At 56.3% G+C, this 21,574-nt stretch carries 26 protein-coding genes; 19 read left to right on the forward strand and 7 right to left on the reverse strand.

Annotated features, from left to right (window positions below; genetic code table 11):
• Positions 1-20: 20 nt before the first annotated feature.
• Genes CEQ44_RS23875 through bphC form a run of 6 tightly spaced genes read right to left on the reverse strand, consistent with a single transcriptional unit; the run spans position 21 to position 3,981 of the window.
• Complete coding sequence (locus CEQ44_RS23875; protein ID WP_179212562.1) at positions 21-317, reverse strand: hypothetical protein; 297 nt, start codon at positions 315-317, stop codon at positions 21-23.
• Positions 318-336: 19 nt separating this feature from the next.
• The gene (locus tag CEQ44_RS04120; protein ID WP_088189946.1) at positions 337-930 is read right to left on the reverse strand and encodes a 2-hydroxychromene-2-carboxylate isomerase; all 594 of its coding nucleotides are present in this window, start codon (positions 928-930) and stop codon (positions 337-339) included.
• Positions 927-2,189, reverse strand: a complete 1,263-nt coding sequence (locus CEQ44_RS04125; RefSeq protein WP_088189945.1) for a Rieske 2Fe-2S domain-containing protein — start codon at positions 2,187-2,189, stop codon at positions 927-929. The genes CEQ44_RS04120 and CEQ44_RS04125 overlap by 4 nt, the downstream gene beginning before the upstream one ends.
• A 22-nt stretch (positions 2,190-2,211) precedes the next feature.
• Positions 2,212-2,700, reverse strand: a complete 489-nt coding sequence (locus CEQ44_RS04130) for an aromatic-ring-hydroxylating dioxygenase subunit beta (RefSeq protein WP_088189944.1) — start codon at positions 2,698-2,700, stop codon at positions 2,212-2,214.
• Positions 2,701-2,702: 2 nt separating this feature from the next.
• Complete coding sequence (locus CEQ44_RS04135; protein WP_088189943.1) at positions 2,703-3,029, reverse strand: non-heme iron oxygenase ferredoxin subunit; 327 nt, start codon at positions 3,027-3,029, stop codon at positions 2,703-2,705.
• A gap of 52 nt (positions 3,030-3,081) precedes the next feature.
• The gene (gene bphC, locus CEQ44_RS04140) at positions 3,082-3,981 is read right to left on the reverse strand and encodes a biphenyl-2,3-diol 1,2-dioxygenase (protein WP_088189942.1); all 900 of its coding nucleotides are present in this window, start codon (positions 3,979-3,981) and stop codon (positions 3,082-3,084) included.
• A gap of 305 nt (positions 3,982-4,286) precedes the next feature.
• Between bphC and CEQ44_RS04145 the strand changes: the two genes are divergently transcribed.
• From CEQ44_RS04145 to CEQ44_RS04235, 19 genes are all read left to right on the forward strand, one after another.
• On the forward strand, positions 4,287-5,699 hold the full coding sequence (locus CEQ44_RS04145) for a Rieske 2Fe-2S domain-containing protein (protein WP_088189941.1): 1,413 nt from the start codon (positions 4,287-4,289) through the stop codon (positions 5,697-5,699).
• A complete protein-coding gene (locus CEQ44_RS04150; protein WP_088189940.1) occupies positions 5,696-6,190 on the forward strand; it encodes an aromatic-ring-hydroxylating dioxygenase subunit beta in 495 nt (164 codons plus the stop codon). The genes CEQ44_RS04145 and CEQ44_RS04150 overlap by 4 nt, the downstream gene beginning before the upstream one ends.
• Before the next feature lie 7 nt (positions 6,191-6,197).
• Positions 6,198-7,190 carry a PdxA family protein gene (locus CEQ44_RS04155; protein ID WP_254798202.1) on the forward strand — a complete coding sequence of 331 codons (993 nt, stop codon included), beginning with the start codon at positions 6,198-6,200 and terminating at the stop codon, positions 7,188-7,190.
• Positions 7,187-8,467 (forward strand): aromatic ring-hydroxylating dioxygenase subunit alpha, encoded by a 1,281-nt coding sequence (locus tag CEQ44_RS04160; RefSeq protein WP_088189938.1) that lies wholly within the window; start codon positions 7,187-7,189, stop codon positions 8,465-8,467. Before CEQ44_RS04155 ends, CEQ44_RS04160 begins: the two co-directional genes overlap by 4 nt.
• A complete protein-coding gene (locus CEQ44_RS04165; protein WP_088189937.1) occupies positions 8,464-8,943 on the forward strand; it encodes an aromatic-ring-hydroxylating dioxygenase subunit beta in 480 nt (159 codons plus the stop codon). The genes CEQ44_RS04160 and CEQ44_RS04165 overlap by 4 nt, the downstream gene beginning before the upstream one ends.
• A gap of 55 nt (positions 8,944-8,998) precedes the next feature.
• On the forward strand, positions 8,999-9,604 hold the full coding sequence (gene gstA / locus CEQ44_RS04170; RefSeq protein WP_088189936.1) for a glutathione transferase GstA: 606 nt from the start codon (positions 8,999-9,001) through the stop codon (positions 9,602-9,604).
• Between the two features lie 192 nt (positions 9,605-9,796).
• Positions 9,797-10,636 (forward strand): alpha/beta fold hydrolase, encoded by an 840-nt coding sequence (locus tag CEQ44_RS04175; protein ID WP_088189935.1) that lies wholly within the window; start codon positions 9,797-9,799, stop codon positions 10,634-10,636.
• Between the two features lie 19 nt (positions 10,637-10,655).
• Positions 10,656-11,579, forward strand: coding sequence for a catechol 2,3-dioxygenase (locus CEQ44_RS04180; protein ID WP_088189934.1), 924 nt, complete (start codon positions 10,656-10,658; stop codon positions 11,577-11,579).
• 2 nt (positions 11,580-11,581) lie between these two features.
• Positions 11,582-12,013 (forward strand): heme-binding protein, encoded by a 432-nt coding sequence (locus tag CEQ44_RS04185; protein ID WP_088189933.1) that lies wholly within the window; start codon positions 11,582-11,584, stop codon positions 12,011-12,013.
• A gap of 40 nt (positions 12,014-12,053) precedes the next feature.
• A complete protein-coding gene (locus CEQ44_RS04190; protein WP_088189932.1) occupies positions 12,054-13,538 on the forward strand; it encodes a 2-hydroxymuconic semialdehyde dehydrogenase in 1,485 nt (494 codons plus the stop codon).
• 4 nt (positions 13,539-13,542) lie between these two features.
• Positions 13,543-14,355 (forward strand): 2-keto-4-pentenoate hydratase, encoded by an 813-nt coding sequence (locus CEQ44_RS04195; protein ID WP_088189931.1) that lies wholly within the window; start codon positions 13,543-13,545, stop codon positions 14,353-14,355.
• Between the two features lie 22 nt (positions 14,356-14,377).
• Positions 14,378-15,316 (forward strand): acetaldehyde dehydrogenase (acetylating), encoded by a 939-nt coding sequence (locus CEQ44_RS04200; RefSeq protein WP_088189930.1) that lies wholly within the window; start codon positions 14,378-14,380, stop codon positions 15,314-15,316.
• Positions 15,313-16,344, forward strand: a complete 1,032-nt coding sequence (gene dmpG, locus CEQ44_RS04205) for a 4-hydroxy-2-oxovalerate aldolase (RefSeq protein ID WP_088189929.1) — start codon at positions 15,313-15,315, stop codon at positions 16,342-16,344. The genes CEQ44_RS04200 and dmpG overlap by 4 nt, the downstream gene beginning before the upstream one ends.
• Positions 16,345-16,354: 10 nt before the next feature.
• A complete protein-coding gene (locus CEQ44_RS04210) occupies positions 16,355-17,125 on the forward strand; it encodes a 2-keto-4-pentenoate hydratase (RefSeq protein WP_088189972.1) in 771 nt (256 codons plus the stop codon).
• The gene (locus CEQ44_RS04215; RefSeq protein WP_088189928.1) at positions 17,126-17,338 is read left to right on the forward strand and encodes a 2-hydroxymuconate tautomerase; all 213 of its coding nucleotides are present in this window, start codon (positions 17,126-17,128) and stop codon (positions 17,336-17,338) included.
• Positions 17,331-17,609: a 2Fe-2S iron-sulfur cluster-binding protein gene (locus CEQ44_RS04220; protein WP_088189927.1), complete on the forward strand. Its 279-nt coding sequence runs from the start codon at positions 17,331-17,333 to the stop codon at positions 17,607-17,609. The genes CEQ44_RS04215 and CEQ44_RS04220 overlap by 8 nt, the downstream gene beginning before the upstream one ends.
• Positions 17,610-17,627: 18 nt before the next feature.
• Positions 17,628-19,127, forward strand: coding sequence for an aldehyde dehydrogenase (locus CEQ44_RS04225; protein WP_088189926.1), 1,500 nt, complete (start codon positions 17,628-17,630; stop codon positions 19,125-19,127).
• Between the two features lie 22 nt (positions 19,128-19,149).
• On the forward strand, positions 19,150-19,968 hold the full coding sequence (gene hcaB, locus CEQ44_RS04230) for a 3-(cis-5,6-dihydroxycyclohexa-1,3-dien-1-yl)propanoate dehydrogenase (RefSeq protein ID WP_239018997.1): 819 nt from the start codon (positions 19,150-19,152) through the stop codon (positions 19,966-19,968).
• Between the two features lie 56 nt (positions 19,969-20,024).
• Positions 20,025-20,405 carry a hypothetical protein gene (locus CEQ44_RS04235; protein ID WP_088189925.1) on the forward strand — a complete coding sequence of 127 codons (381 nt, stop codon included), beginning with the start codon at positions 20,025-20,027 and terminating at the stop codon, positions 20,403-20,405.
• Between the two features lie 71 nt (positions 20,406-20,476).
• Here CEQ44_RS04235 and CEQ44_RS04240 read toward each other — a convergent pair whose 3' ends face one another.
• Entirely contained in the window at positions 20,477-21,505 is a 1,029-nt protein-coding gene (locus tag CEQ44_RS04240) for a 2Fe-2S iron-sulfur cluster binding domain-containing protein (RefSeq protein ID WP_256960018.1), read from the reverse strand.
• Positions 21,506-21,574: the final 69 nt, after the last annotated feature.

A 21,574-nucleotide genomic window follows, 5' to 3' on the forward strand; every position in this document is an offset into this window, starting at 1 on the left:
TGTCATGTCCATGAACGATTTTATTTATAAGGCCGATCTTTGAACGAGGTTATTAGCCTTCCGAAAAACTGCTTGAAGATCTGGGTTAATGAGCGTTGCTCAAAGACTTGAACAGTGCCACCGATAGATGAATCCCTTGATGCCAGTTCCTGATCGGGAACAATAGCGTCACATTTGTCGAGCCTTGCGAAATCAGCATGGCAATCGCCATTTCTCGCTGCAATATTGTGCGCCCATGCAGAAAACTCTCCAAAGATCAGCTTAGCGGCCATAGAGTCAACGGACGGCTCTGTTTGTTCTTCGATCAACATAAACACGATTCCAAATCAAAATAGACTATCGGCTATTGATCAAGTACGATTCAAGAAAATCGAGCCGATCGTTGCCCCAAAATATCTGTTCATCGACAAACATTAGCGGTGCGCCAAACACACCCCTCTGGTAAGCTTGACTCCGCACTTTACGAAATTCGTTCCGGCCAATGGACGAATTAACAAACTGTAACAATGCATCAGCATCAAGCCCTACGTCGTGGGCGCACCGACGCAGCTCACTGGCATTGCCTGGATCGATGCCAATCCCCCAGATCTGATGGTACGCTGCCGTTACAAATGCCTCGGCCTTACCTTGGCTGCGAGCGTAGAGCACCGCGCAATTCCAGTCCGCACAGGCGAAACTGGCGGGGAACTTCAATGGCGCTGCATATTTGATAGCCCACCGCTGCAGATCGGCCATCATGACCTTGATCTTCGGCACCACTTCCCGGTTGGAGGGCCCATAATTGCCGGCAGCAATTTTCGCTTCTGGAATGTCAATCGGCCAATATTCGAGCGTGCAACCTGTCTTGCGTGCCAAGTCTGGAAGCTTTAGCTGCGCAAGATAGCTAAAGGGACTAATAAAATCGAAATAGAAATCGATCGTTTTGTTCATGAATTGAACTCGTATCCAACCAGCTTCTCATAGTTGTGCCAAAATCCGATAATTGCGCCCTCGGTGACCAGATGATCGGCGTCATCCGGGCTACCGCCACCCATGGCGATGTAGGATGTCGCGTCATTCTCGCCAATAATGGATCGCTGCACGATCTCGACCGCTTCGCCATCTTCCATCGAGATCAGCCCGGCAGGCCCGATCAGATTCGCCTGTTTTTGCCGGATCGATTGCATCTCGGCGTCATCGTCCGCGTACCCGAAATGGGTCCAGACAAGTTCAAACGCATTGGTGCCCTGCGTCACAATTTGCCGGACCGCCAGCGTGTTCTGAATCTGCTGGAGAACCAGGTTTGGGAACACGGCGAGGATGACGAGGGAAACTCCGTCATCGAATTCCTGCCGACCCTTCAGGAGCGACATATCCTGAAGCTTGAACTCAGTATCGAAAGTTCGTGAGTCGCCATAGGCCTTTTTGTCTGACGCATCGTCGTTACTCGCAGCAATCGAGTAAAGCAGCGAATGGCGCTTGCTCGCGTCCATGACACTCTTGCCAGTCTGGGTAGAGCGGTAGAGCCCAAAAGTATTATGAAACAGATGGAGCAAGCTCGCATGATAGGGGTCGCGGGTGTTTTCCGCATAAAGCTTCCAGTTGCCGTGAACCTTCTGCCGTTGATCTCCAAGAACCTTGATTGGCTTGCACATGATGCGCGCGATTTGCTCGACCACAATCGGACCTAAGAAGTCCGTTAGAGGTTCAACAGTCTCTGAAAAAGTTGCAAACACAAGGCCATCTACCGAGCCAGCGCGCAACTTCTTAAGACCATGCTGCTTCATGTCGAAGTCGCTTGGCATGCCGCCTTGACCCTTGAGCCCGCGGCGGAACGGAACCCCGACGAGATTACCTTCCAAATCGTAAGCCCACTGATGATACACGCATTCAAGGTTGGGCCGGTTGCCGCGAACCTCGCGGCAGACCATTGCACCGCGGTGGGCGCAGCGGTTCACCATAACATGAACTCGGCCGTCGCTTGCGCGGGTTACTATCACCGGCGTTTCACCGATGAACGTGGACTTAAAGTCACCCGCCTCAGGCACCTCTGCTTCCAGAGCGACGAACGACCAGGTCTCACCCTGGAAGATTTGCTCTTGTTCGCGCCGGTAATAGGCCGGATCAGTGAATACCCGATAAGGAACACGGTAGCCAGCTGTGCCCGTCGTTTCCGAAGCCACTTTGTCTTTAAGCGCTGTTTCTACCATGGCTAAACTCCCAAAAAAAGCGTCAGATTGGACGAACCATCATCGTGTCCATGACATTGGTATCGAATACAGCGATCTTTGAAATAAAACGCGATTGATCTTCGTCGCATTCTATCTCGTCAATATACTTTCCAGAATTGTATATTGTCGTGTGCCCGTCGGTTCGCGTCATAAGAACGACGTAATTGGTTTGTGCGGTAACCGTTAATCCCCGTTCCGAAACGATGCGTGTTGGACCAAGAATATGGCGGTAGTTGTGAACGGGAAAGATATTCGCCTTGCGCAGTGACACGATGCGGTCAAGCAGCATGCCCCTGCTGTCGCAGAATATCGCGGCTAACGTCAAATTGCGGTCAAAGTTTTCACGCGCTATGACCCTGTAGGTGCAATTGGATACAAAGAGTTCGGCCCATTCCTCCAGCCGATCTTCATCAATAAATTCAGCATGGGTTGCGTTTAAGTCGCTCGCAAATTGCTGCAGCCGAAGTCGATCAAATGTCGCGCTGGTCATTTTCAGCTTGGCTCCCCCGGCTTGTCGATCCAAACCCAGCCCTCGTCGATTGCCACGGTGTAGGTCTTGATCGGTACTTGGCAGGGAAATGCCTTGGCTGCACCGGTGGCAATATCGAACGAGCCGCCATGAAACGGACATTCAATGATACCTCCATCCTGGTATCCGTCGGTCAGCATTGCGTTTCCATGGGTACACATATTATCGGTGACATATATATCCCCGCTGACGTAGTAGACAGCCAGTGCTGGCAAGTGCTCGAGGAACACGCCTACGGGCTCGCCCTCCTTCACATCGGCAACCGGGCAAAGGCGTACCTTATTTGACATCGTGCTATGTAATCCTCTTGCATTCTAGTTTGACAGCCGATCTCAAGCCCTCTTACATGAGAGGAACATCCATACCATATCCCTGGGCTTCATTTCCGTGACCGAAAATATCGCGGGTGTAGAATTCCTGCTGTTTGGGGGCTTTGCGGGCACCCCATCCGAACTCCCACAACCACCCTGAAGGATTGGCGCAATAGAACGTAAGAGCTTGGTCGTTAGCATGCTTACCGAGCTGTAACGCAACATCGATTTGCCGCTCCCGCACGATATCGTGTGCAAGACCTACGTCGTCGAGATGGGTATATTCAAACATCAGGTGATTGATGCGCTTTTCCATCGGGCCGAGGCCGAAGGCGATCGAATGCTGGCGATCATTACAATGCATGAAGTAGGGCGACGCAACCATGCCGTTGGGCAGATGCAGATGGTATTCGACCGAACCGCGCAGGCCCAGCAAACCATAAAAGCTGGCTGCTGCGGCGACATCATCTTGGCGCAATATACAATGGCCGAGGCCCTCCGAACCGGTCAAGAAGCGCCCGAACATTGCCCGACCGGGGTGGAAAGGTTTATGAGCATCCACTTGAGGACCGTAAAAGATTTCGGTTGGGTTACCGCCTGGATCCACGAGTTTTGCCAGCGCCAGGACGCGGCGCTCACGCGCTTCGGCATCGCTCGCAACGGTAACTGCGATACCCGCAGCCGATAACTTGCCAACCATAGCCTCAAACTCGACTGGATCGCCAACCCGCCATCCGAGGTAGGCGAGGTCGTCGACCTCGCCCGCGTGTAGCACAATGCGATGGTGCCACGCGTCCATCCGGAGGTAGATGCGATCGCCCTCTCCGTCATCGACGACTTCCATCCCGGCAACCTCGGCTGCGTAGGTCCGCCACGCAGCAAGATTTGTCACCGAAAGGCCGAGATATCCAAGCTCTGTGACCGATGGCATTGGCAGCTTCTCCCCTTAATCTTTGTTCCGGACGCTCTTTTTCGAGAAAGAGTCGCAGGCAGTCGCGCAATCGAGCACGGTCGCATGAAAGCGTCTAGCCCCATATTTCATAGTGTGCAATACATTGCACGACAAAAATTATCCGTGTACTAGGCTCAACGCAAGTCCGGGTTTCGAGTCGTTCCTTAGCACGAGGTGCGCGTTCCCTGTTTTTCCGGTGGATTTTGGGGAATCGTGGCTTGGCAGTTTGGGATCGTCATTATCGGCGGCTGACTGAGGTTCAATAAGTGCGGGAGAGATCAAACATGAATGCTATGGAAGATCTGGCGGGCCGTATACAAAATCTGCAAGTCCTTCGGGGGCGTCTGCAATCCTGGCTGTCCAAGGATCCGGCGCGTGGTATATATCAGGTTGATCGCGCAGCTTTTACTGACCCCGATATTTTCGAGCTTGAGCTTAAGTATGTCTTCGAACGCAACTGGGTATTCGTTGCGCACGAGAGTCAGGTCGCCAAGCCGCACGATTTCGTCACGACGAAAATCGGGCGGGTGCCCATCATCATCTCGCGCGACAGGGCGGGTGTTATCCGCGGCATGATTAATGCCTGCGCGCATAGGGGGGCACGGGTATGTCGGGAGAAGGCTGGCAGCAAGAAGGTTTTCATGTGCCCGTTCCACGGATGGACATATTCGTCTGCAGGGGACCTTCTGGATGTAACGGAAGAAGCGGCTGGCGGCTATGCTCCCGCCTTCAACAAAGCCGATTTCGGCTTACCGCAAATTGCGCGCGTCGAAAGCTATCGCGGCTTCATCTTCGCCAGCCTTACCGAAGACGTCTTACCGCTTGAGGATTATTTATCCGGTTCTAAAGCCTTCATTGATCTGCTGGTCGACCAATCAAAGAACGGCGAACTGGAGGTAATTCCTGGCGCAACGCGTTACCGTTATCGGGGTAACTGGAAAATGCAGGTTGAGAATGGGCTGGATGGGTACCACGTCAGCACGGTACACGCGAACTACTTCATGACCGTTCAAAGGCGTGTCCTAGGTGAATCGAAGAACGATACAAAAGCTATCGACTTTGCGAATTTCAATCGGCAGGATGGCGGCTCGTTTTCTTTCAAGAATGGCCATACTGTATTATGGGCTGACTACGCGAATTTCAGCGACCGGCCTAACTTTGAGGCGCTTGAGTGGCTCACTGCCAGTCATGGCGATGAGAAAGCATTATGGATGAACAAGCGCATCCGCAATCTGCAACTGTTTCCTAATGTGTTTCTGATGGACCAGACCAGTAGTCAAATCAGGATCATTCAACCTGTGTCCGTCGATGAAACCGAAGTTACGACATATTGCATTGCGCCCGTTGGCGAAAGTGCCAAAGCCCGTGCTTTGCGGATTCGCCAGTATGAAGACTTCTTCAACGCTAGCGGCATGGCCACGCCTGACGATCTAACTGAGTTTAATAATTGCCAGATCGCTTTTGCTGCCGGAGAAGGCCGGATGAACGACATGTCGCGCGGTGCCCCAAGGTGGGAACGGGGAGCCGGCCAATTCGGTGTGGGGTTGGGCGTAGACGCAGTTCTTAGCAGTCCCGCCGTGGCTGACGAAGGCCTTTACGTGGCGATTCACGATGAGTGGGTGAACCGGATGCACTTGGCGATTGATCGTGAAAGCGCTGAACTAATGGCTTTTGGGGACAAGGAATTGATTTCTTGACGGACGTAGATGCAAGATGGGTAACGGTTTGCCGTTTTTTGGGCCGGGAGGCTCAAGCGCTCGATGAAAAAGACTGGGATTCCTGGCTCGCACTCTATGCCGAGGACGCTGAATATTGGGTGCCTGCCTGGGATGACCGCGAACGCCTGACGGTCGATCCGCAACGTGAAATTTCCCTGATTTATTACCATAATCGGGGCGGGCTGGAAGATAGGATCTTTCGCATCCGGACTGGTCGGTCTTCGGCTAGTACGCCTCCTCCTCGTACACAGCATATATTTAGCCTGCTATCTCTGGAGGACACGGACGATGCGTTGCATGCGCGCACGTCATGGTCCGTGACATCGGTGCTTGAAGGGGATGTTACCGTCTACAGCGGAACCGCGCACTATGATCTCTCTCCGGCAGGCAATTCCTTCGTAATCAGGCGCAAGAAGACGATTGTTATCAACGACGTCGCGAAGACCATGCTCGATGTCTACAGCATCTAACCGACTGATGGTCTCGTCAGGCCCTAGGCCGGTTGTTGGTACGCTGATAGGTGACCCAGCGGGTATCGGTCCGGAGGTTGTAGTCAAGGCCCTTGCAAGCGGTCGCGTTCACGACGAATCGGTCCCTGTTCTGGTCGGATCGGCCGCTGCCGTAGAGCGGGCTGTCGACTTCACAGGCGTGAAAGCGCGCGTTCGTATCATGAGATCGTTCGAGATGCCAAGCGACGATCGGGGCGTTATCGACGTGATTGATACCGGGGCCTTGCCCGCTGGGTTTCTACCGCTGGGCGAAGATACCGAGGCCGCGGGTCACGCCACCGCGGAATGGCTCGATCAACTGGACGCGCTAGCGCGAGACGGGTCCTTCGCGGCGACGATCATGGGTCCGATCAGTACCGGCTCTCTCAAGATGGCAGGGAAGCTGGACAAAGTCATCAGCCCCACACCTGGTGAGAGCTATCTTGTTCTTTTGACCGGACCTTTACGAGTCGCGCATTTGACTGATCATATGCCCCTACGCCAAGTGATCGACGTCATAACGGCTGACTTGGTGGCTAGTGCTATCGGGCAGGTCAACGACGCCATGCGGTCCTGGGGCATTACCCACCCGAGGATTGTGGTTGCCGGGCTCAATCCCCATGCCATGGGCGACGAAGAGCGGCTCTCCATTGCGCCGGGTGTCGAGCAGGCGAAGGCCATGGGGATCGCCGTTGAAGGACCCGTCGCACCGGACTCGGTCTTCCGCCAGTGTATTGAGGGTCGCTACGACATGGTTTTGGCCATGTTCCACGACCAGGGGCATATTGCCGTCAAGACGTGGGGATTTTCCGGCAACTGCGTGATCATGATGGGGCCGCCCTATCTCCACATGTCGGTTGCCCATGGCACTGCCTATGACATCGTCGGCACTGGCAAGGCGGACTCTTCAATGATGCTCAGCGCGATGCGCATCTGCGGACAACTCGCATCGGGACAGGGCTTTGGAGGAGAAACGAAATGAATTCCATCGGACGGGTAGAGGCTGAACGATCCACTCCGACGGCGATCGACTACAGGGTCTACCACGAGCCGGACGTCTTCGCCGCTGAGCAGCGAAACGTCTTCAAAGGTCGAACCTGGTGCTACCTGGGGCTCGATGCGGAAGTCCCCAATGCTGGCGATTTTCGAGCGACGCATGTCGGCGAAACACCCGTGGTTTTGGTGCGTGGACGAGAGGGCCAGATTCATGCCTGGGTTAACCGATGCGCGCACAAAGGAGCAACGGTGTGCCGGTCGCTACGCGGCAACCAGGCAGATGGCGCGTTCGTCTGTGTATATCACCAGTGGGCATACGATGCCGAAGGTAAGCTGGTTGGCGTGCCGTTCCGGCGTGGCATGAAGGGCGTCGGGGGGTATGACAAGGATTTCGACCCGGCCAATCACTCGCTCGAAACGCTACGGGTTGAAAGCTACAAGGGGATGGTGTTCGGAACGTTTTCGTTGGAGATGGAGCCGCTTGAGGATTTCCTGGGTCCTGTGATGCGCAAATATATTGATAGGGTTTTCCATCGTCCAGTCAAAGTGCTGGGCTATGCACGTCAGTACATGTCCGGCAACTGGAAGCTCTATTCCGAAAACAGTCGGGATAGCTATCATGGTGCCTTGCTGCACCTGTTCTATCCAACCTTCGGCATCTATCGCCAAAGCCAGGACAGCGCCGGGGAGCTTGCCGAGCAAGGCTTCCATAACGTCTTTACCGTCTCAAAGCCTAAGGGTGACATCGATTATACGTCATTTGGTGACGAGGCCAATCGGGAGATGCAGGGGGCCACGAAATTGCAGGATGAAAGTCTACTCCAGTTCCGGCCGGAGATTGCAGATGATATCGGGCTGCATATTCAGTCGCTGTTTCCATCCGTTGTGCTGCAGCAGATCCAAAACACGCTGGCGACGCGACAGATCGTGACACATAGCGTTGACAAGACCGAACTGGTCTGGACCTATTTTGGTTACGCCGATGACGATGAGGAAACGACCCGACACCGGCTGCGCAACCTGAATTTGGTGGGACCTTCCGGGCTGATATCGATGGAGGACGGCGAGGCGGTTGAACTGTGCCAGCAAGGTACCGTTGGAGCGGAAGGCAAATACAACTTCATCGAAATGGGCGGGGATGACGTGCGCGGATACTACGCGCCGATGGGCATGGATGAGAACGCCGTACGCGGGTTCTGGAAAGGATATCTGGAGCTGATGGACGATGCTTTAGCCCCTTCGACCGCGGAGGTGCTCGCGTGAGCCTGGTTGATCCCGTTCTACAGGGTCTTGTCGATTCTTTGAACGCTGCTTATGGTCTTTGCTTGGATGACGGACGGCTCGAGGAGTGGCCGGAGTTCTTCGTGGATGACTGTTTATATCAAGTGATAGCCCGCGAGAACGTGGACAACGGCTTTCCGGCTGCGGTCATGTATTGCGACAGCAAAGGCATGCTCGCCGACCGCGTGGTCGCGTTGCGTCGAGCCAACGTCTTTCCTGAACACTTCAGTCGCCACTTGATCTCGCGAGCGGTCCTAACGGCGGTCGATGCTCACGTGGTTACTGCTGAGGCGAGCTATGCCGTGCTGCAAACCCGTAACGACGGTGAGACGCGCATTTACAACGCGGGGAAGTATGTTGATCGGTTTCTTGTTGAGGACGGCGCTGCAATGCTCATGAGCCGAACGTGCGTCTACGATACCCACCGCATTGCCACCCTGCTGGCGACGCCGATCTGACAGTAGAGATTTTTCTGCGGTCGTTTTTACTGAAAGATGCAAGAGGAGAACCACAATGCAGTTGTTCATCAGCCCCGGTGCCTGCTCGCTCGCTCCACATATTGCCCTTCTCGAAATTGGTGCGGATTTTGAAGCGGTAAAGGTCGATCTCGCCACCCGCAAGACCGACGCAGGCGACAATTTTTTGATGGTCAATTCCTCCGGGAAAGTCCCGGCCCTTGTCTTGGACAGTGGCCAAATTTTGACGGAAAATCCGGCTATTTTGCTTTATGTCGCTGATCAGAGTCCGTTATCTGGGCTGGCACCAAGCGAGGGGAGCCTTGAGCGCTATCAGTTTTTGAGCCGTCTCAACTTCCTAAGCTCTGAATTCCACAAGGCCTTTGTGCCCCTATTTGCTCCCGGAACGTCTGACGATCTCAAGGCGGCAGCAGCAGTATCGGTCCAGAATCACCTTTCTCTGCTCGAAAAGGAGCTAACCGGTCGAGATTATTACGCCGGCAATGCGTTCAGCGTTGCGGATATTTACCTGTTCGTGATGCTGGGATGGACGCGATATGTGGGGATCGATATGTCCGGCTATCCCGCGCTTGGCGCTTATTCCGGCAAGATCGGTCAGCGTCCCGCAGTGGGGGCCGCGTTCAAAGCTGAGGGATTGGACTGAGCCTTCGCAAAATGCGTCTCGCAGGCACATAATCCGCGACATGCATTCCCCATTTGCAAATGCGTTCTCTTTAGTGCAATAATGAGTAAGTCGTTTGAAGCGTTCTAAGCAATGCATTTCCCATTTTAGCGACAGAAAATAGCGGCGCAGGAGTGTAGAAAATGATAGATTGGGAGAGCTAAGGTGGCCGTAATGAAAGATGTCGCGCGCCCCGAGATCGGCACGTCGCTGGTTGTCGATGGCAGTGTAACCAACTATCATGATGTGGGAGAGGGCGCTCCGGTTCTGCTGATCCACGGATCCGGTCCCGGAGTAACCGCTTGGGCTAATTGGCGGCTAAACATGCCTGAACTTGCCAAGCGTTTCCGCGTTATCGCACCGGATATGTTTGGGTTCGGCTATTCCGATTCCAAGGGCAGGATCGAAGACAAGCAGGTCTGGGTCAGCCAGTTAGTCACCTTGCTTGACGAAATGGGTATCGACAAGGTGTCAATGGTCGGCAACTCGTTCGGCGGCGGTATTACCCTCGCTTTCATGATCGCCCATCCAGATCGCGTGGAACGGGCTGTGCTAATGGGGCCGGCGGGCATTAATTTTCCGATCACACCGGCACTGGATCAAGTCTGGGGCTATGAACCATCGGTAGAGGCCATGCGCTCTTCTCTAAAGTTTCTGGCTTGGGATCAGAGCAGGCTGACGGAAGACCTGATCCAGTCCCGGTACGAAGCGAGCGCGCGACCGGACGCGCATGAGCCCTATCACGCGACCTTTGGCGGCGAAGACCGTCAGCGCAATGTAGCGATGTTGGCAAGCCGCGAAGAAGATATTGCCGCGTTGAAGCATGAGACACTGATCCTGCACGGTCGTTTCGATCAGGTCATTCCGTTGGACTCGAGTGTGCGCATGGCAAATCTGCTGCCCCGCGCCGACTTGCAGGTGTTCGGCGAGTGCGGCCATTGGGTCCAGATCGAACGGATGGCCAGTTTCAATCGAATTGTGTCTGAATTTTTCACCAACGGCCTGAAGGCCTGATTGGACTAGGAGAACTAGAATGGCTTTGACCGGTGTACTCCGCCCTGGATATGTGCAGTTGCGGGTTCTGGACCTTGAAGAGTCCATCCTTCATTATCGCGACCGGATCGGTCTCAATCTCGTCAGCGTTGAAGGCGGTCGCGCCTTTTTCCAGGCTTTCGATGAGTTTGACCGCCACAGCATCATCCTGCGCGAGGCGGATTCGGCCGGTCTGGACAGAATGGGGTTCAAGGTCGCGAAGGATTCGGACTTGGATCATTTTGCCGAGCGCCTGCTCGATGCGGGCGTGCATGTCGATGTCATTCCGGCCGGTGAGGAACCCGGGGTTGGGCGGAAGATCCGTTTCAATACGCCAACCGGACATATGTTCGACCTTTTTGCGGAAATGGAGCTGTCCGAAACCGGACCTGCAGTCCGAAATCCCGATGTCTGGATTGCCGAACCGCGAGGAATGCGCGCGACGCGTTTTGATCATTGCGCACTCAACGGCGTGGACATTTCAGCAAGCGCCAAGATTTTCGTCGAAGCTCTGGACTTCTCAGTAACCGAGGAATTGGTCGACGAAGCCTCCGGTCAACGCCTCGGAATATTCCTGTCGTGCAGCAACAAGGCCCACGACGTCGCTTTTCTGGGATATCCGGAAGACGGCCGTATTCACCACACCTCTTTCTGCCTTGAATCCTGGCATGACGTCGGGCACGCAGCTGACATTATCAGCCGTTACGATATCTCGCTCGATATCGGGCCGACGCGCCATGGTATCACCCGCGGCCAGACGATCTATTTCTTCGACCCGTCCGGCAATCGCAACGAGACGTTCAGCGGCGGTTATTTCTACTATCCGGACAACCCACGCCGCATGTGGCAGGCCGAGAATGCCGGCAAGGCGATCTTCTATTATGAAAAGGCACTGAACGACCGCTTCATGACGGTCAATACCTGACCATGGACGGCCTGGTGACCATCCGGACAATCGGACACGCCCTTGCCGCTCAAGCGGTTTCGGCTTCGGTTGCCAAGGGACAGGAAGCCGGCTGCGCGGTCGTTGCCGCAGTCATCGGGGGAGGGGGCGATTTGGTGGCAATGCTGCGCGCGAGCGGCGCACCATTCCCCTCGTCGCAGATCGCTCAGGACAAGGCTTATACCGCTGCCAGCTTCAGGGTTTCGACCCTTGAAGTGTACCAGATGGTAGCGGGCAATCCAGCTCTGAGCACCGGTCTGGCGATTCAACCGGGAATTGTAATGTTCGGCGGAGGACTGCCGATCGTAATCGACGGCGAATTCGTCGGCGCAATCGGCGTCTCGGGTGGGTCTGAAGAACTCGATATTGCATGTGCGAACGCCGGCTTGTCAGCGATCGGCGGGCGACAGCATTAAATGGTCTGCGCGCGCAAATAAGATGGAACGAAGTAAGCAGATGAACAGCAATATGTCTAGATCCGTGACCGACACCATTCTTAATTTCATCGCGGGTTCATATCGCGAGGGCGGGGATGGCAAGACGTTTGTCAACGTCAATCCGGCGACCGGCCGGGAGATTGGCACGGTTCATGAAGCGAGCGAAGCTGACGTGGCCGACGCTGTCGCGGCGGCAAAGGCAGCGCTCAATGGTCCGTGGGGCAGTATGACGACGGCCGAACGGCTTAAGCTGATTAGTGCCGTAGCCACGGAGATCGAGCGTCGTTCGGACGACTTTCTCGAGGCCGAGGTAGCCGACACGGGCAAACCGCGTCACATTGCCTCGCACATCGACATTCCTCGCGGCGCCGCGAATTTTCGCATGTTCGCCGATGTCGTAGCGACCATGCCAACTGAATCCTTTAACACGCCAACGCCTGATGGCGGGCAGGCGATCAACTATGCCGTGCGCAAGCCCAAGGGCGTGATCGCGGTGATATGCCCGTGGAATTTTCCATTGCTGCTTATGACTTGGAAGGTCGGACCCGCTCTGGCCTGCGGTAATACGGTGGTGGTCAAGCCGTCGGAAGAGACGCCCAGGACCGCGACCCTCTTGGGCGAGGTGATGAATGCAGTCGGGATGCCCGAGGGTGTGTTCAATGTCGTCCATGGTTTCGGCGCGGGTTCGGCTGGGGAATATCTGACTTCACACAAGGACGTCGACGCAATTACCTTCACCGGCGAGACCGGAACTGGCCAGGCGATCATGCAGAAGGCCGCTGTCGGGGTCCGGGACGTTTCTTTCGAGCTCGGCGGCAAGAATGCGGCGATCGTCTTTGCCGACGCCGATCTCGACAAGGCAATCGAGGGACTTTCGCGCTCGGTCTTCCTCAACACCGGCCAGGTCTGCCTCGGCACGGAGAGGGTCTATGTCGAACGTCCGCTATACGACGAATTTGTCCGGCGGATGGCGCGGGCCGCAGAGGCGTTTAGACCCGGCGCCATCGGCGATCCGGCCTATCTTGGCCCGCTGATCAGCGCGGAGCACCGAGACAAGGTCCTCAACTATTACGCGAAAGCGATAGAAGAAGGGGCAACGGTCGTGGTCGGCGGCGGGATCCCCAAGATCGATGGAGAGCACGCGGACGGCTTCTATATCGAGCCAACATTATGGACCGGCCTTGCGCACGACAGCACCGTGATGCGCGAAGAAATCTTCGGACCATGCTGCGGGGTTATTCCGTTCGACACGGAGGATGAGGTCACCGCACTGGCCAACGACACCGCTTATGGTCTGTGCGCGACGGTATGGACCGAGAATGTCTCGCGCGCGCACCGGGTGGCTGCGACCATGCGCGTGGGCGTGTGCTGGGTCAACTGCTGGTTCCTGCGCGATTTGCGCACGGCATTTGGCGGATCGGGTCAATCCGGGATCGGCCGGGAGGGGGGCGTCCATAGCCTCGAATTCTACACTGAAACCGCAAATATCTGCCTGAAGCTTTGAGATCATGAACATGGAAAGCACGATAGACCCTCAGGTCATTCAACAAGCCGCCGAATTGTTGCGCGGCGCAGCGATAAGCGGAACGCCCGTGACGCCGGTACGCGATCTCATATCGGCCGGTGGCGTTGATGCGGCCTATGCCGTGCAGGAGGTCAATACGCGACACTATCTCGACAGCGGTCGAAGGCTGGTTGGCCGCAAGATCGGCCTTACTTCGCTTGCGGTCCAAAGGCAGCTTGGTGTCGATCAGCCCGATTACGGTATGCTGTTTGCCGATATGGACGTTCCCGAGGGCATACCGATCTCACTTAATCAGGTCATTCAACCCAAGGTTGAGGCGGAGATCGCCATCGTCATCGGCCGCGACCTTCTCTATCCGGACCTTACGACTGCCGAAATGATCCGAGCGGTGGAATATGTCGTGCCGGCGATCGAGATCGTCGATAGCCGTGTAGCCAACTGGGACATTCGCATCTGGGATACTGTGGCCGATAATGCCTCCAGCGGCCTGTTTGTGCTGGGAGCCGTCCCGCGCAAACTCGAGGCGCTCGACTTGCGCGAGTGCGGAATGGTCATGGAGATCAAGAGTGAGCCTGTTTCAGTCGGGGCAGGCATCGCCTGCCTGGGCAGCCCGATCACCGCATCGTTGTGGCTGGCGCGGGTCATGGCGCGCGTCGGGCGTCCGTTGCTCGAAGGCGACGTGATCCTGTCGGGCGCACTCGGGCCCATGGCGGGGGTGAGCCGCGGCGATGTTGTGGAAGCAAGAATTAACGGAGTCGGAACGGTACGGGCGGCCTTCGCCGCCGACGCCGTCTGAAGATTGGAAGAGAAACAAGCATATGGCAAAGATGAAGTGTGCGATCATCGGCTCGGGAAATATTGGTACTGATCTGATGATCAAGTTGCTGAAAGGTTCGGACAGGCTCGAACTCGCCGTAGTGGTTGGCATCGACCCGGCTTCAGAGGGTCTCGCTATGGCCCGCGAGCGAGGAGTGACGACTACGCACGATGGCATCGAGGGGCTACGCAAGCTTCCAGTCTATCCAGAAATTGGCATCGTCTTTGATGCTACCTCGGCTTACGCTCACAAGGAGCACGACGCCGCCCTGCAAAAGGACGGCAAGCTGGTCGTCGACCTGACACCTGCTGCGCTGGGGCCGTTTTTCGTGCCACCGGTCGATAGCGCGCTGGATGACCATGTTCGCAACGTGAACATGGTTACCTGCGGAGGCCAGGCGACTATCCCGATCGTCGCGGCGGTGTCGCGCGTGAGCCCAGTTCATTATGCTGAGATTGTCGCATCGGTTTCGTCGCGCTCGGCGGGACCGGGTACGCGAGCCAATATCGACGAATTTACCCGGACAACGGCGAAGGCGATCGAAGTCGTCGGCGGTGCGAGCCGCGGGCGTGCGATTATCATTCTCAATCCCGCCGAACCGCCGATGATCATGCGCGACACGATCTTCACGCTGACTGATCAAGTCGATGAGGACAAGATCCGCCAGTCTGTGCAGGACATGGTGGCGACCGTTCAGTCCTATGTTCCCGGCTATCGTCTCAAGCAGGAAGTGCAGTTCGAGCGGTTCGGCTCTAATCAGCCGCTGAAAATTCCCGGCTATGGCGAGTTCGCTGGTCTGAAGACCAGCGTTTTTCTCGAAGTCGAGGGTGCGGGCGATTACCTGCCCAAATATTCGGGTAACCTCGACATCATGACCGCCGCTGCCAAAGCAGCCGGTGAGAGGCTTGCCCAGAAACACCTTGAGAAGGCGGCATCATGACTTTCGATCCCGAAACCGACAAGCTTTACATACAGGACGTCACCCTTCGTGACGGCATGCACGCCATACTTCATATGTACGGCACCGATAGCGTCCGCACGATCGCCAAGGTCCTTGACGATGCTGGTGTCGATGCTATCGAAGTATCGCACGGCGATGGCCTCAATGGCACCTCGTTCAACTATGGGTTTGGTGCCCACACTGATTGGGAATGGATCGAGGCGGCAGCCGACGTGATCAAACGGGCTGTGCTGACCACGCTGCTTGTGCCGGGCATAGGCACGGTCGAAGAACTCCGTCGCGCTTATACATTGGGCGTTCGCTCTGTGCGGGTTGCTACCCATTGCACCGAAGCGGACGTTGCCAAGCAGCATATCGGCATTGCTCGAGATCTCGGCATGGACGTCTCGGGCTTTCTCATGATGAGCCATATGATAGACGCCGAAGCTTTGGCCCAGCAAGCACTGCTGATGGAAAGTTATGGCGCGCACTGCGTCTATGTGACGGACAGTGGTGGTGCGCTCGACATGGACGGCGTGCGCGATCGGTTGCGCGCGTACGATCGCGTGCTCAAGCCGACGACCCAGCGTGGTATGCATGCCCATCACAATCTTTCATTAGGTGTCGCAAATTCAATCGTTGCCGCCCAGGAAGGAGCTGTACGGATTGACGCTAGTCTCGCCGGTATGGGAGCGGGGGCGGGCAACGCGCCGCTTGAGGTGTTCATTGCCGCCGCTGACCGCAAGGGCTGGAATCATGGATGCGATGTCATGGCGCTGATGGACGCGGCCGAAGACATTATCCGCCCGTTGCAGGATCGCCCGGTCCGGGTCGATCGCGAAACGCTCAGCCTCGGTTACGCCGGCGTCTATTCAAGCTTCCTACGCCACGCCGAAAAAGCGGCCGGGCAATATGGTCTCGATACCCGCGAGATCCTGATCGAACTGGGCAAGCGGCGCATGGTCGGCGGGCAGGAAGACATGATCGTCGATGTCGCGCTCGATCTCGTTTCCGCGCGAGCGGCATAGGTAGATGGCCATGGATAAACTTGCACGATATGCGGAAACTTTGGATGGTGCGGCGTTGGGTGCCCACGCTACACCACAGTTAACGTCCAGCGATCCAAATCTGAGTGTGGCTGATGCGTATCAGGTCCAGAAGCTCTCGGTTGATCGTCGCTTGGCGCGCGGCGAACGCCGGATCGGCGTCAAGATGGGGCTCACCAGCAGGGCCAAGATGCTGCAGGTCGGTGTCAATGAAGTAGCCTGGGGCCGTTTGACCGATGCGATGCTGATCGAGGAAGGTGCGGCGATGTCGCGCGCACGCTTCGTTCATCCTCGGGTTGAACCGGAAGTGGCCTTCCTGATGAAGGCACCGCTCTGCGGCCGGGTCACTGCCGCTCAAGCGCTCGCAGCGGTCGAAGCCATCGCACCTGCAATGGAGATCATCGACAGCCGCTACGAAAACTTCAAGTTCGCGCTTTCCGACGTGATTGCCGACAACACCTCGTCCTCCGGCCTCGTAATCGGGCCGTGGAATGATCCGACCAAGGATTTCTCGAATCTGGGTGTGATAGTCGAGATAAACGGACAGGTGATAGAGGTCGGTTCGACCGCCGCCATCCTGGGTCACCCCCTTCGATCGCTCGTCGCAGCAGCGCGGCTCGTCGCCGAAGGCGGGGAAGGGATTTCGGCAGGTGATATTGTCATGGCAGGCGGGATCACCGCCGCGCCAACGCTCGCGCCGGGCCAGACTGTACGCACGACAATTCAAGGGCTTGGTTCTGTTATGTTCCGGGTGGAGGCGTAAATGCCGATCATCGAAGTAAATCTGCTCGAAGGGCGATCGGCTGAGGACAAGGAGCGACTGATTCACGCACTTACCGAGGCAGCGATAAGTTCCATTGCTGCGCCCCGTGAATCTGTGCGGATTATCTTGCGGGAGATGCAAGCGGAACATTTTGCGGTGGGTGGGCTATCATTTGCAGCGAAGGCCGCGGAAGCGGCATTGCGTGATGCCTGAACCCTATGAGATTCGTATAGTGGGCGGAGCGCACTTCCGTTGTGCGGCGGACGAACGGGTTCTAATCGCGATGGAGCGATGCGGAGAGAATGACATAGGAGTAGGTTGCCGGGGTGGCGGCTGTGGTATTTGCCGCATCAGGGTCGTCGATGGCGATTACCGAACCGGTAAGATGAGTACGGCGAGAGTCTCCGAGGCAGAACGGGAAGCGGGCTTTGCTCTTGCTTGCCGATTGTTTCCGGCGAGTGACCTTTTGATCGAAGTTGGATAAATTCTAAGGAGAGTTGCGATGGCTACCCAGTTGAAGAGCGACACAAACGACTACGGAATCAAGAGTGAATATGGCCACTTTATCGGGGGAGAGTGGATCGCCGGTGACAGCGGTAAGACAATTGACCTAGTCAACCCTGCAACCGGACAGATCCTTACCAAGATCCAGGCCGGCAATGCAAAGGATGTCGAACGCGCAGTTGCTGCCGCTAAAGGCGCTTTCCCTAAGTGGTCGGAAAGCTCGCCCGCTGAGCGTCAGGATATTCTGATAGAGGTCGCCCGGCGGCTTAAGGCACGGCATCAGCATTACGCAACGCTCGAAACGCTGAACAACGGCAAGCCTATCCGCGAATCGATGTATTTTGACATGCCGCAGGCTATCGGCCAATTTGAACTGTTCGCCGGAGCGGCCTATGGCCTTCATGGACAGACCATGGATTATCCTGACGCCGTGGGCATCGTTCATCGCGAGCCGCTGGGGGTCTGTGCTCAGATCATCCCCTGGAACGTGCCGATGCTTATGATGGCGTGCAAGATTGCCCCCGCCCTTGCTTCGGGTAACACGGTAGTGCTCAAACCTGCAGAGACGGTATGCCTGTCAGTGATCGAATTCTTCGTGGAAATGGCCGATCTTCTGCCGCCGGGCGTTATCAACGTGGTCACCGGTTACGGCGCTGACGTTGGCGAGGCGCTTGTCACTCACGAGGACGTCCGTAAGGTGGCGTTCACCGGTTCGGTGGGAACGGCCCGCCGGATCATGCAGTATGCTTCGATCAATATCATCCCGCAGACGCTGGAATTGGGCGGCAAATCCGCTCACATCGTCTGTGCCGATGCCGATATCAATGCTGCGGTCGAAAGCGCGACGATGTCCACCGTGCTGAACAAGGGCGAGGTTTGCCTGGCGGGTTCGCGTCTCTTCCTGCACGAAACGATCCAGGAAGAGTTCCTGGCCAAGTTCAAGGTGGCACTAGAAGGCATTCGTCAGGGCGATCCGCTTGATTTCGCGACGCAACTCGGCGCGCAGGCGTCGAAGATGCAGATGGACAAGGTCGAGAGCTATCTCAATATGGCGACCGAAGAAGGTGCTACCATTTTGACTGGCGGCACCCGTAATGCCAGCCTTGCAGATGGGCATTTCATCATGCCGACGGTCTTTACCAACGTCAACAACTCGATGCGCATCGCGCGCGAGGAGATTTTCGGGCCCGTCACCAGTGTCATCAGTTGGAAAGACGAGGAGGAGATGATGAAGGCGGCCAACGATACGAACTATGGCCTCGCTGGGGGCATCTGGACCCGCGACATTATGCGTGCGCACCGCCTGGCGCGTAAGCTCGAAACCGGCACAGTGTGGATCAACCGCTATTACAATCTTAAGGCAAATATGCCGCTGGGCGGCTACAAACAGAGTGGTTTCGGTCGTGAATTCAGTCATGAAGTACTCAATCATTACACCCACACCAAATCGGTCGTGGTTAACCTGCAGGAAGGTCGCACTGGTATGTTCGATCAGTAATTTCTGACCGATCGACACGTAAATGGTGGAGGAGAAGGCATTGTCTGCAAGGCTTGATGGACAGGTGGCGTTGCTGACCGGTGGCGCAACTGGGATCGGGGCAGCGGTCGTCGCCCGATATATAGAGGAGGGCGCCAGGGTAGGTGTCCTCGTCAGGGGTGAAGACCAGGCCAAACTCGTGCGTTCGCGCCACGGCGACAAGGTTGTGGTGGTGGTGGGAGACGTGCGGTCCTATGCGGACAATGCCCGCGCCGTGGCGGAAACTGTCAGGGCATTCGGAAAGCTTGATGTCTTTGTCGGAAATGTTGGGATCTGGGATTTTATGGTGCCGCTAGAGCAGCAGGAGCCCGAACAGCTTGCTAAGGTCTTTGATGAAATCTTTGATGTAAATCTGAAAGGCTATTTTCTAGGTGCCCGGGCGGCCATTCCTGAACTCAGGAAGGTTAAGGGCAGCATCATTTTCACCGCCTCGACTTCGAGCTACTATACCGGTGGGGGAGGCACGTTGTACGTTGCGTCGAAACACGCCGTTCTTGGCCTGGTCAAGCAACTGGCTTGGGAACTAACGCCCGACATCAGGGTCAACGGTGTTGCGCCGGGCGGGACACGCACCCCGCTCAGCGGTGCGATGACCGGAGGTTTTTCAGACACGAAAATGGAACAGATGCCGGGGCTTGACGTCCTGATATCCGAAATGACCCCGCTTGGGCGGATCGCGGAGCCTGCCGATCACGCAGGTCTGTACGCCCTCTTGGCCTCGCGGCGGGACTCTTCATACGTGACCGGAACGGTGCTGCTTAGCGATGGCGGCATCGGCATCGGTAAGCGCCCTCAAGGTTGAACAGCATACAACTGGCCTAAGGCCGTTAATAGCAAGCACATCGGAGGGAAACGGCCATGGCTGAGAGATTTCAATTTTCTGATCTTCTCATCATTTCGGGAGTCATGGGCGCTGCTAGGTGGAAGCCGACCCATCTAGGCCCAACGGTATCTCCCCCTCAACTCGTGGAATTCGGCGGCAATCTGACGAGAGATCGTGCGGAACGAATGATGGCGCATGCCGAAGCTGGAGGGCTTGCGATTTATGGGATTGGCCAGCTGAGCTACCATCGGGCGCCGGTCGATAAGACGGTGGTTTATCCAATCGACGCTTTTTATGCCCACGGTCAATATACGTCCGTTATTGCTACTATGAACCGTGTTGCCGTACTGCTCGATAACGCTCAAAAAGTGGATGTCCAGGAATTGGCTGGAAAGATGATCCGGGTCGATAACTGATTTGTTTCGATGTCACCCTCTGCCATAGCCGCGATCGACAGGGGGCTTGAGAGCGGTCCCTACCATGTCGGCTAACGTACGTCGCTGCGGTCCACGAAACGGTCTGCGGAGATCGCATCGGGAGCTAACCCGGCCTCGAGTAATTCTGCTTCCGCGAGGTCAACCATGGCGGGCGGTCCGCAAAGATAGGCCTCATACCGCATCTCAATTGGCAGTTCAGCAATCTGCTGGGTCACCGGACCTCTGGCGCCCTGCCAAGGGCTATCGGCCGCCTCGTCAGAAAGCACCGGGATGAAATCGAATGGCCCCCTCCAGGTGGCCTTGAGTCTCCCGATTTCATCAAGACAATAAAGGTTGGTCCGGGTTCTTGCGCCATAAAGAAGCGTTACCGGCCGCGTCGCCCCCAGCGCAAGTGCTTCCTGTAATATGGAGATGATAGGCGCAAGGCCGCTGCCGCCTGCAATGCACAGAATGGGCGCTGCGCTTTGCTTCAAGTGGAACGCGCCATAGGGTGCTCTCAACGTCAAAGAAGCCCCGACCCGATCATCTGCGAACAGCCAGTCCGTGAACGCGCCGCCCGGGACATGGCGGACGTGGAATTGCAAGTTCCGGGTCGAGCCTGCTATGGGAGCGAAAGCGAACGAATAGCTTCGTAGACCATCCACACCCGGCGCACCAATATCTGCATACTGACCAGGGACGAAGGAAAGCGGCCGGTCCAGCTCGACCGTAAGATTGATAATGTCAGGGCAAAGCCGAGGAACTGACACGATTGTTGCGCGATAGTCGTCCACGGTTTGCTGGACCGTCAGTGGCGCGTCGAGTGCAATCGTCAAGTCTGACCGGGGTATCGCTTGACAGGCTAGCCTGTATCCAGCGAGCAACTCATCACGTTCCAGAGCCAGCGCCGAAGGACTGAGCTCCCTTATTTTGCCGTCAAGAAGCTTGAACTTGCACGTGCCGCAGGACCCGACTTTACAATCATGAGGCATCGCCAAGCCCTCTGTAAGCATGGCTTCGAGCAACGTCTTGTCTTGAGCGACCAGCAGTGTCCGGGCTTCCGAGGCAAAAATTACCTTGTTGCGTTGGGGCTTCTTCAAGAAGGAAAACATAAAGCGGATCTACTATGTTGAGTGAGGGCGGTGCGGTGAAGACAAGGGAGCGTCATC

This window comes from Sphingobium sp. Z007 (assembly GCF_900013425.1).
GTDB lineage: Bacteria > Pseudomonadota > Alphaproteobacteria > Sphingomonadales > Sphingomonadaceae > Sphingobium.

Excerpts from the sequence above, each read along its gene's own strand:
- CEQ44_RS04120 (WP_088189946.1), bottom strand. The coding sequence starts at position 930 with ATGAACAAAACGATCGATTTCTATTTCGATTTTATTAGTCCCTTTAGC.
- CEQ44_RS04125 (WP_088189945.1), bottom strand. The coding sequence starts at position 2,189 with ATGGTAGAAACAGCGCTTAAAGACAAAGTGGCTTCGGAAACGACGGGC.
- CEQ44_RS04130 (WP_088189944.1), bottom strand. The coding sequence starts at position 2,700 with ATGACCAGCGCGACATTTGATCGACTTCGGCTGCAGCAATTTGCGAGC.
- CEQ44_RS04135 (WP_088189943.1), bottom strand. The coding sequence starts at position 3,029 with ATGTCAAATAAGGTACGCCTTTGCCCGGTTGCCGATGTGAAGGAGGGC.
- bphC (WP_088189942.1), bottom strand. The coding sequence starts at position 3,981 with ATGCCATCGGTCACAGAGCTTGGATATCTCGGCCTTTCGGTGACAAAT.
- CEQ44_RS04145 (WP_088189941.1), top strand. The coding sequence starts at position 4,287 with ATGAATGCTATGGAAGATCTGGCGGGCCGTATACAAAATCTGCAAGTC.
- CEQ44_RS04155 (WP_254798202.1), top strand. The coding sequence starts at position 6,198 with ATGGTCTCGTCAGGCCCTAGGCCGGTTGTTGGTACGCTGATAGGTGAC.
- CEQ44_RS04160 (WP_088189938.1), top strand. The coding sequence starts at position 7,187 with ATGAATTCCATCGGACGGGTAGAGGCTGAACGATCCACTCCGACGGCG.
- gstA (WP_088189936.1), top strand. The coding sequence starts at position 8,999 with ATGCAGTTGTTCATCAGCCCCGGTGCCTGCTCGCTCGCTCCACATATT.
- CEQ44_RS04175 (WP_088189935.1), top strand. The coding sequence starts at position 9,797 with ATGAAAGATGTCGCGCGCCCCGAGATCGGCACGTCGCTGGTTGTCGAT.
- CEQ44_RS04180 (WP_088189934.1), top strand. The coding sequence starts at position 10,656 with ATGGCTTTGACCGGTGTACTCCGCCCTGGATATGTGCAGTTGCGGGTT.
- CEQ44_RS04185 (WP_088189933.1), top strand. The coding sequence starts at position 11,582 with ATGGACGGCCTGGTGACCATCCGGACAATCGGACACGCCCTTGCCGCT.
- CEQ44_RS04190 (WP_088189932.1), top strand. The coding sequence starts at position 12,054 with ATGAACAGCAATATGTCTAGATCCGTGACCGACACCATTCTTAATTTC.
- CEQ44_RS04195 (WP_088189931.1), top strand. The coding sequence starts at position 13,543 with ATGAACATGGAAAGCACGATAGACCCTCAGGTCATTCAACAAGCCGCC.
- CEQ44_RS04200 (WP_088189930.1), top strand. The coding sequence starts at position 14,378 with ATGGCAAAGATGAAGTGTGCGATCATCGGCTCGGGAAATATTGGTACT.
- dmpG (WP_088189929.1), top strand. The coding sequence starts at position 15,313 with ATGACTTTCGATCCCGAAACCGACAAGCTTTACATACAGGACGTCACC.
- CEQ44_RS04210 (WP_088189972.1), top strand. The coding sequence starts at position 16,355 with ATGGATAAACTTGCACGATATGCGGAAACTTTGGATGGTGCGGCGTTG.
- CEQ44_RS04215 (WP_088189928.1), top strand. The coding sequence starts at position 17,126 with ATGCCGATCATCGAAGTAAATCTGCTCGAAGGGCGATCGGCTGAGGAC.
- CEQ44_RS04220 (WP_088189927.1), top strand. The coding sequence starts at position 17,331 with ATGCCTGAACCCTATGAGATTCGTATAGTGGGCGGAGCGCACTTCCGT.
- CEQ44_RS04225 (WP_088189926.1), top strand. The coding sequence starts at position 17,628 with ATGGCTACCCAGTTGAAGAGCGACACAAACGACTACGGAATCAAGAGT.
- hcaB (WP_239018997.1), top strand. The coding sequence starts at position 19,150 with ATGGTGGAGGAGAAGGCATTGTCTGCAAGGCTTGATGGACAGGTGGCG.
- CEQ44_RS04235 (WP_088189925.1), top strand. The coding sequence starts at position 20,025 with ATGGCTGAGAGATTTCAATTTTCTGATCTTCTCATCATTTCGGGAGTC.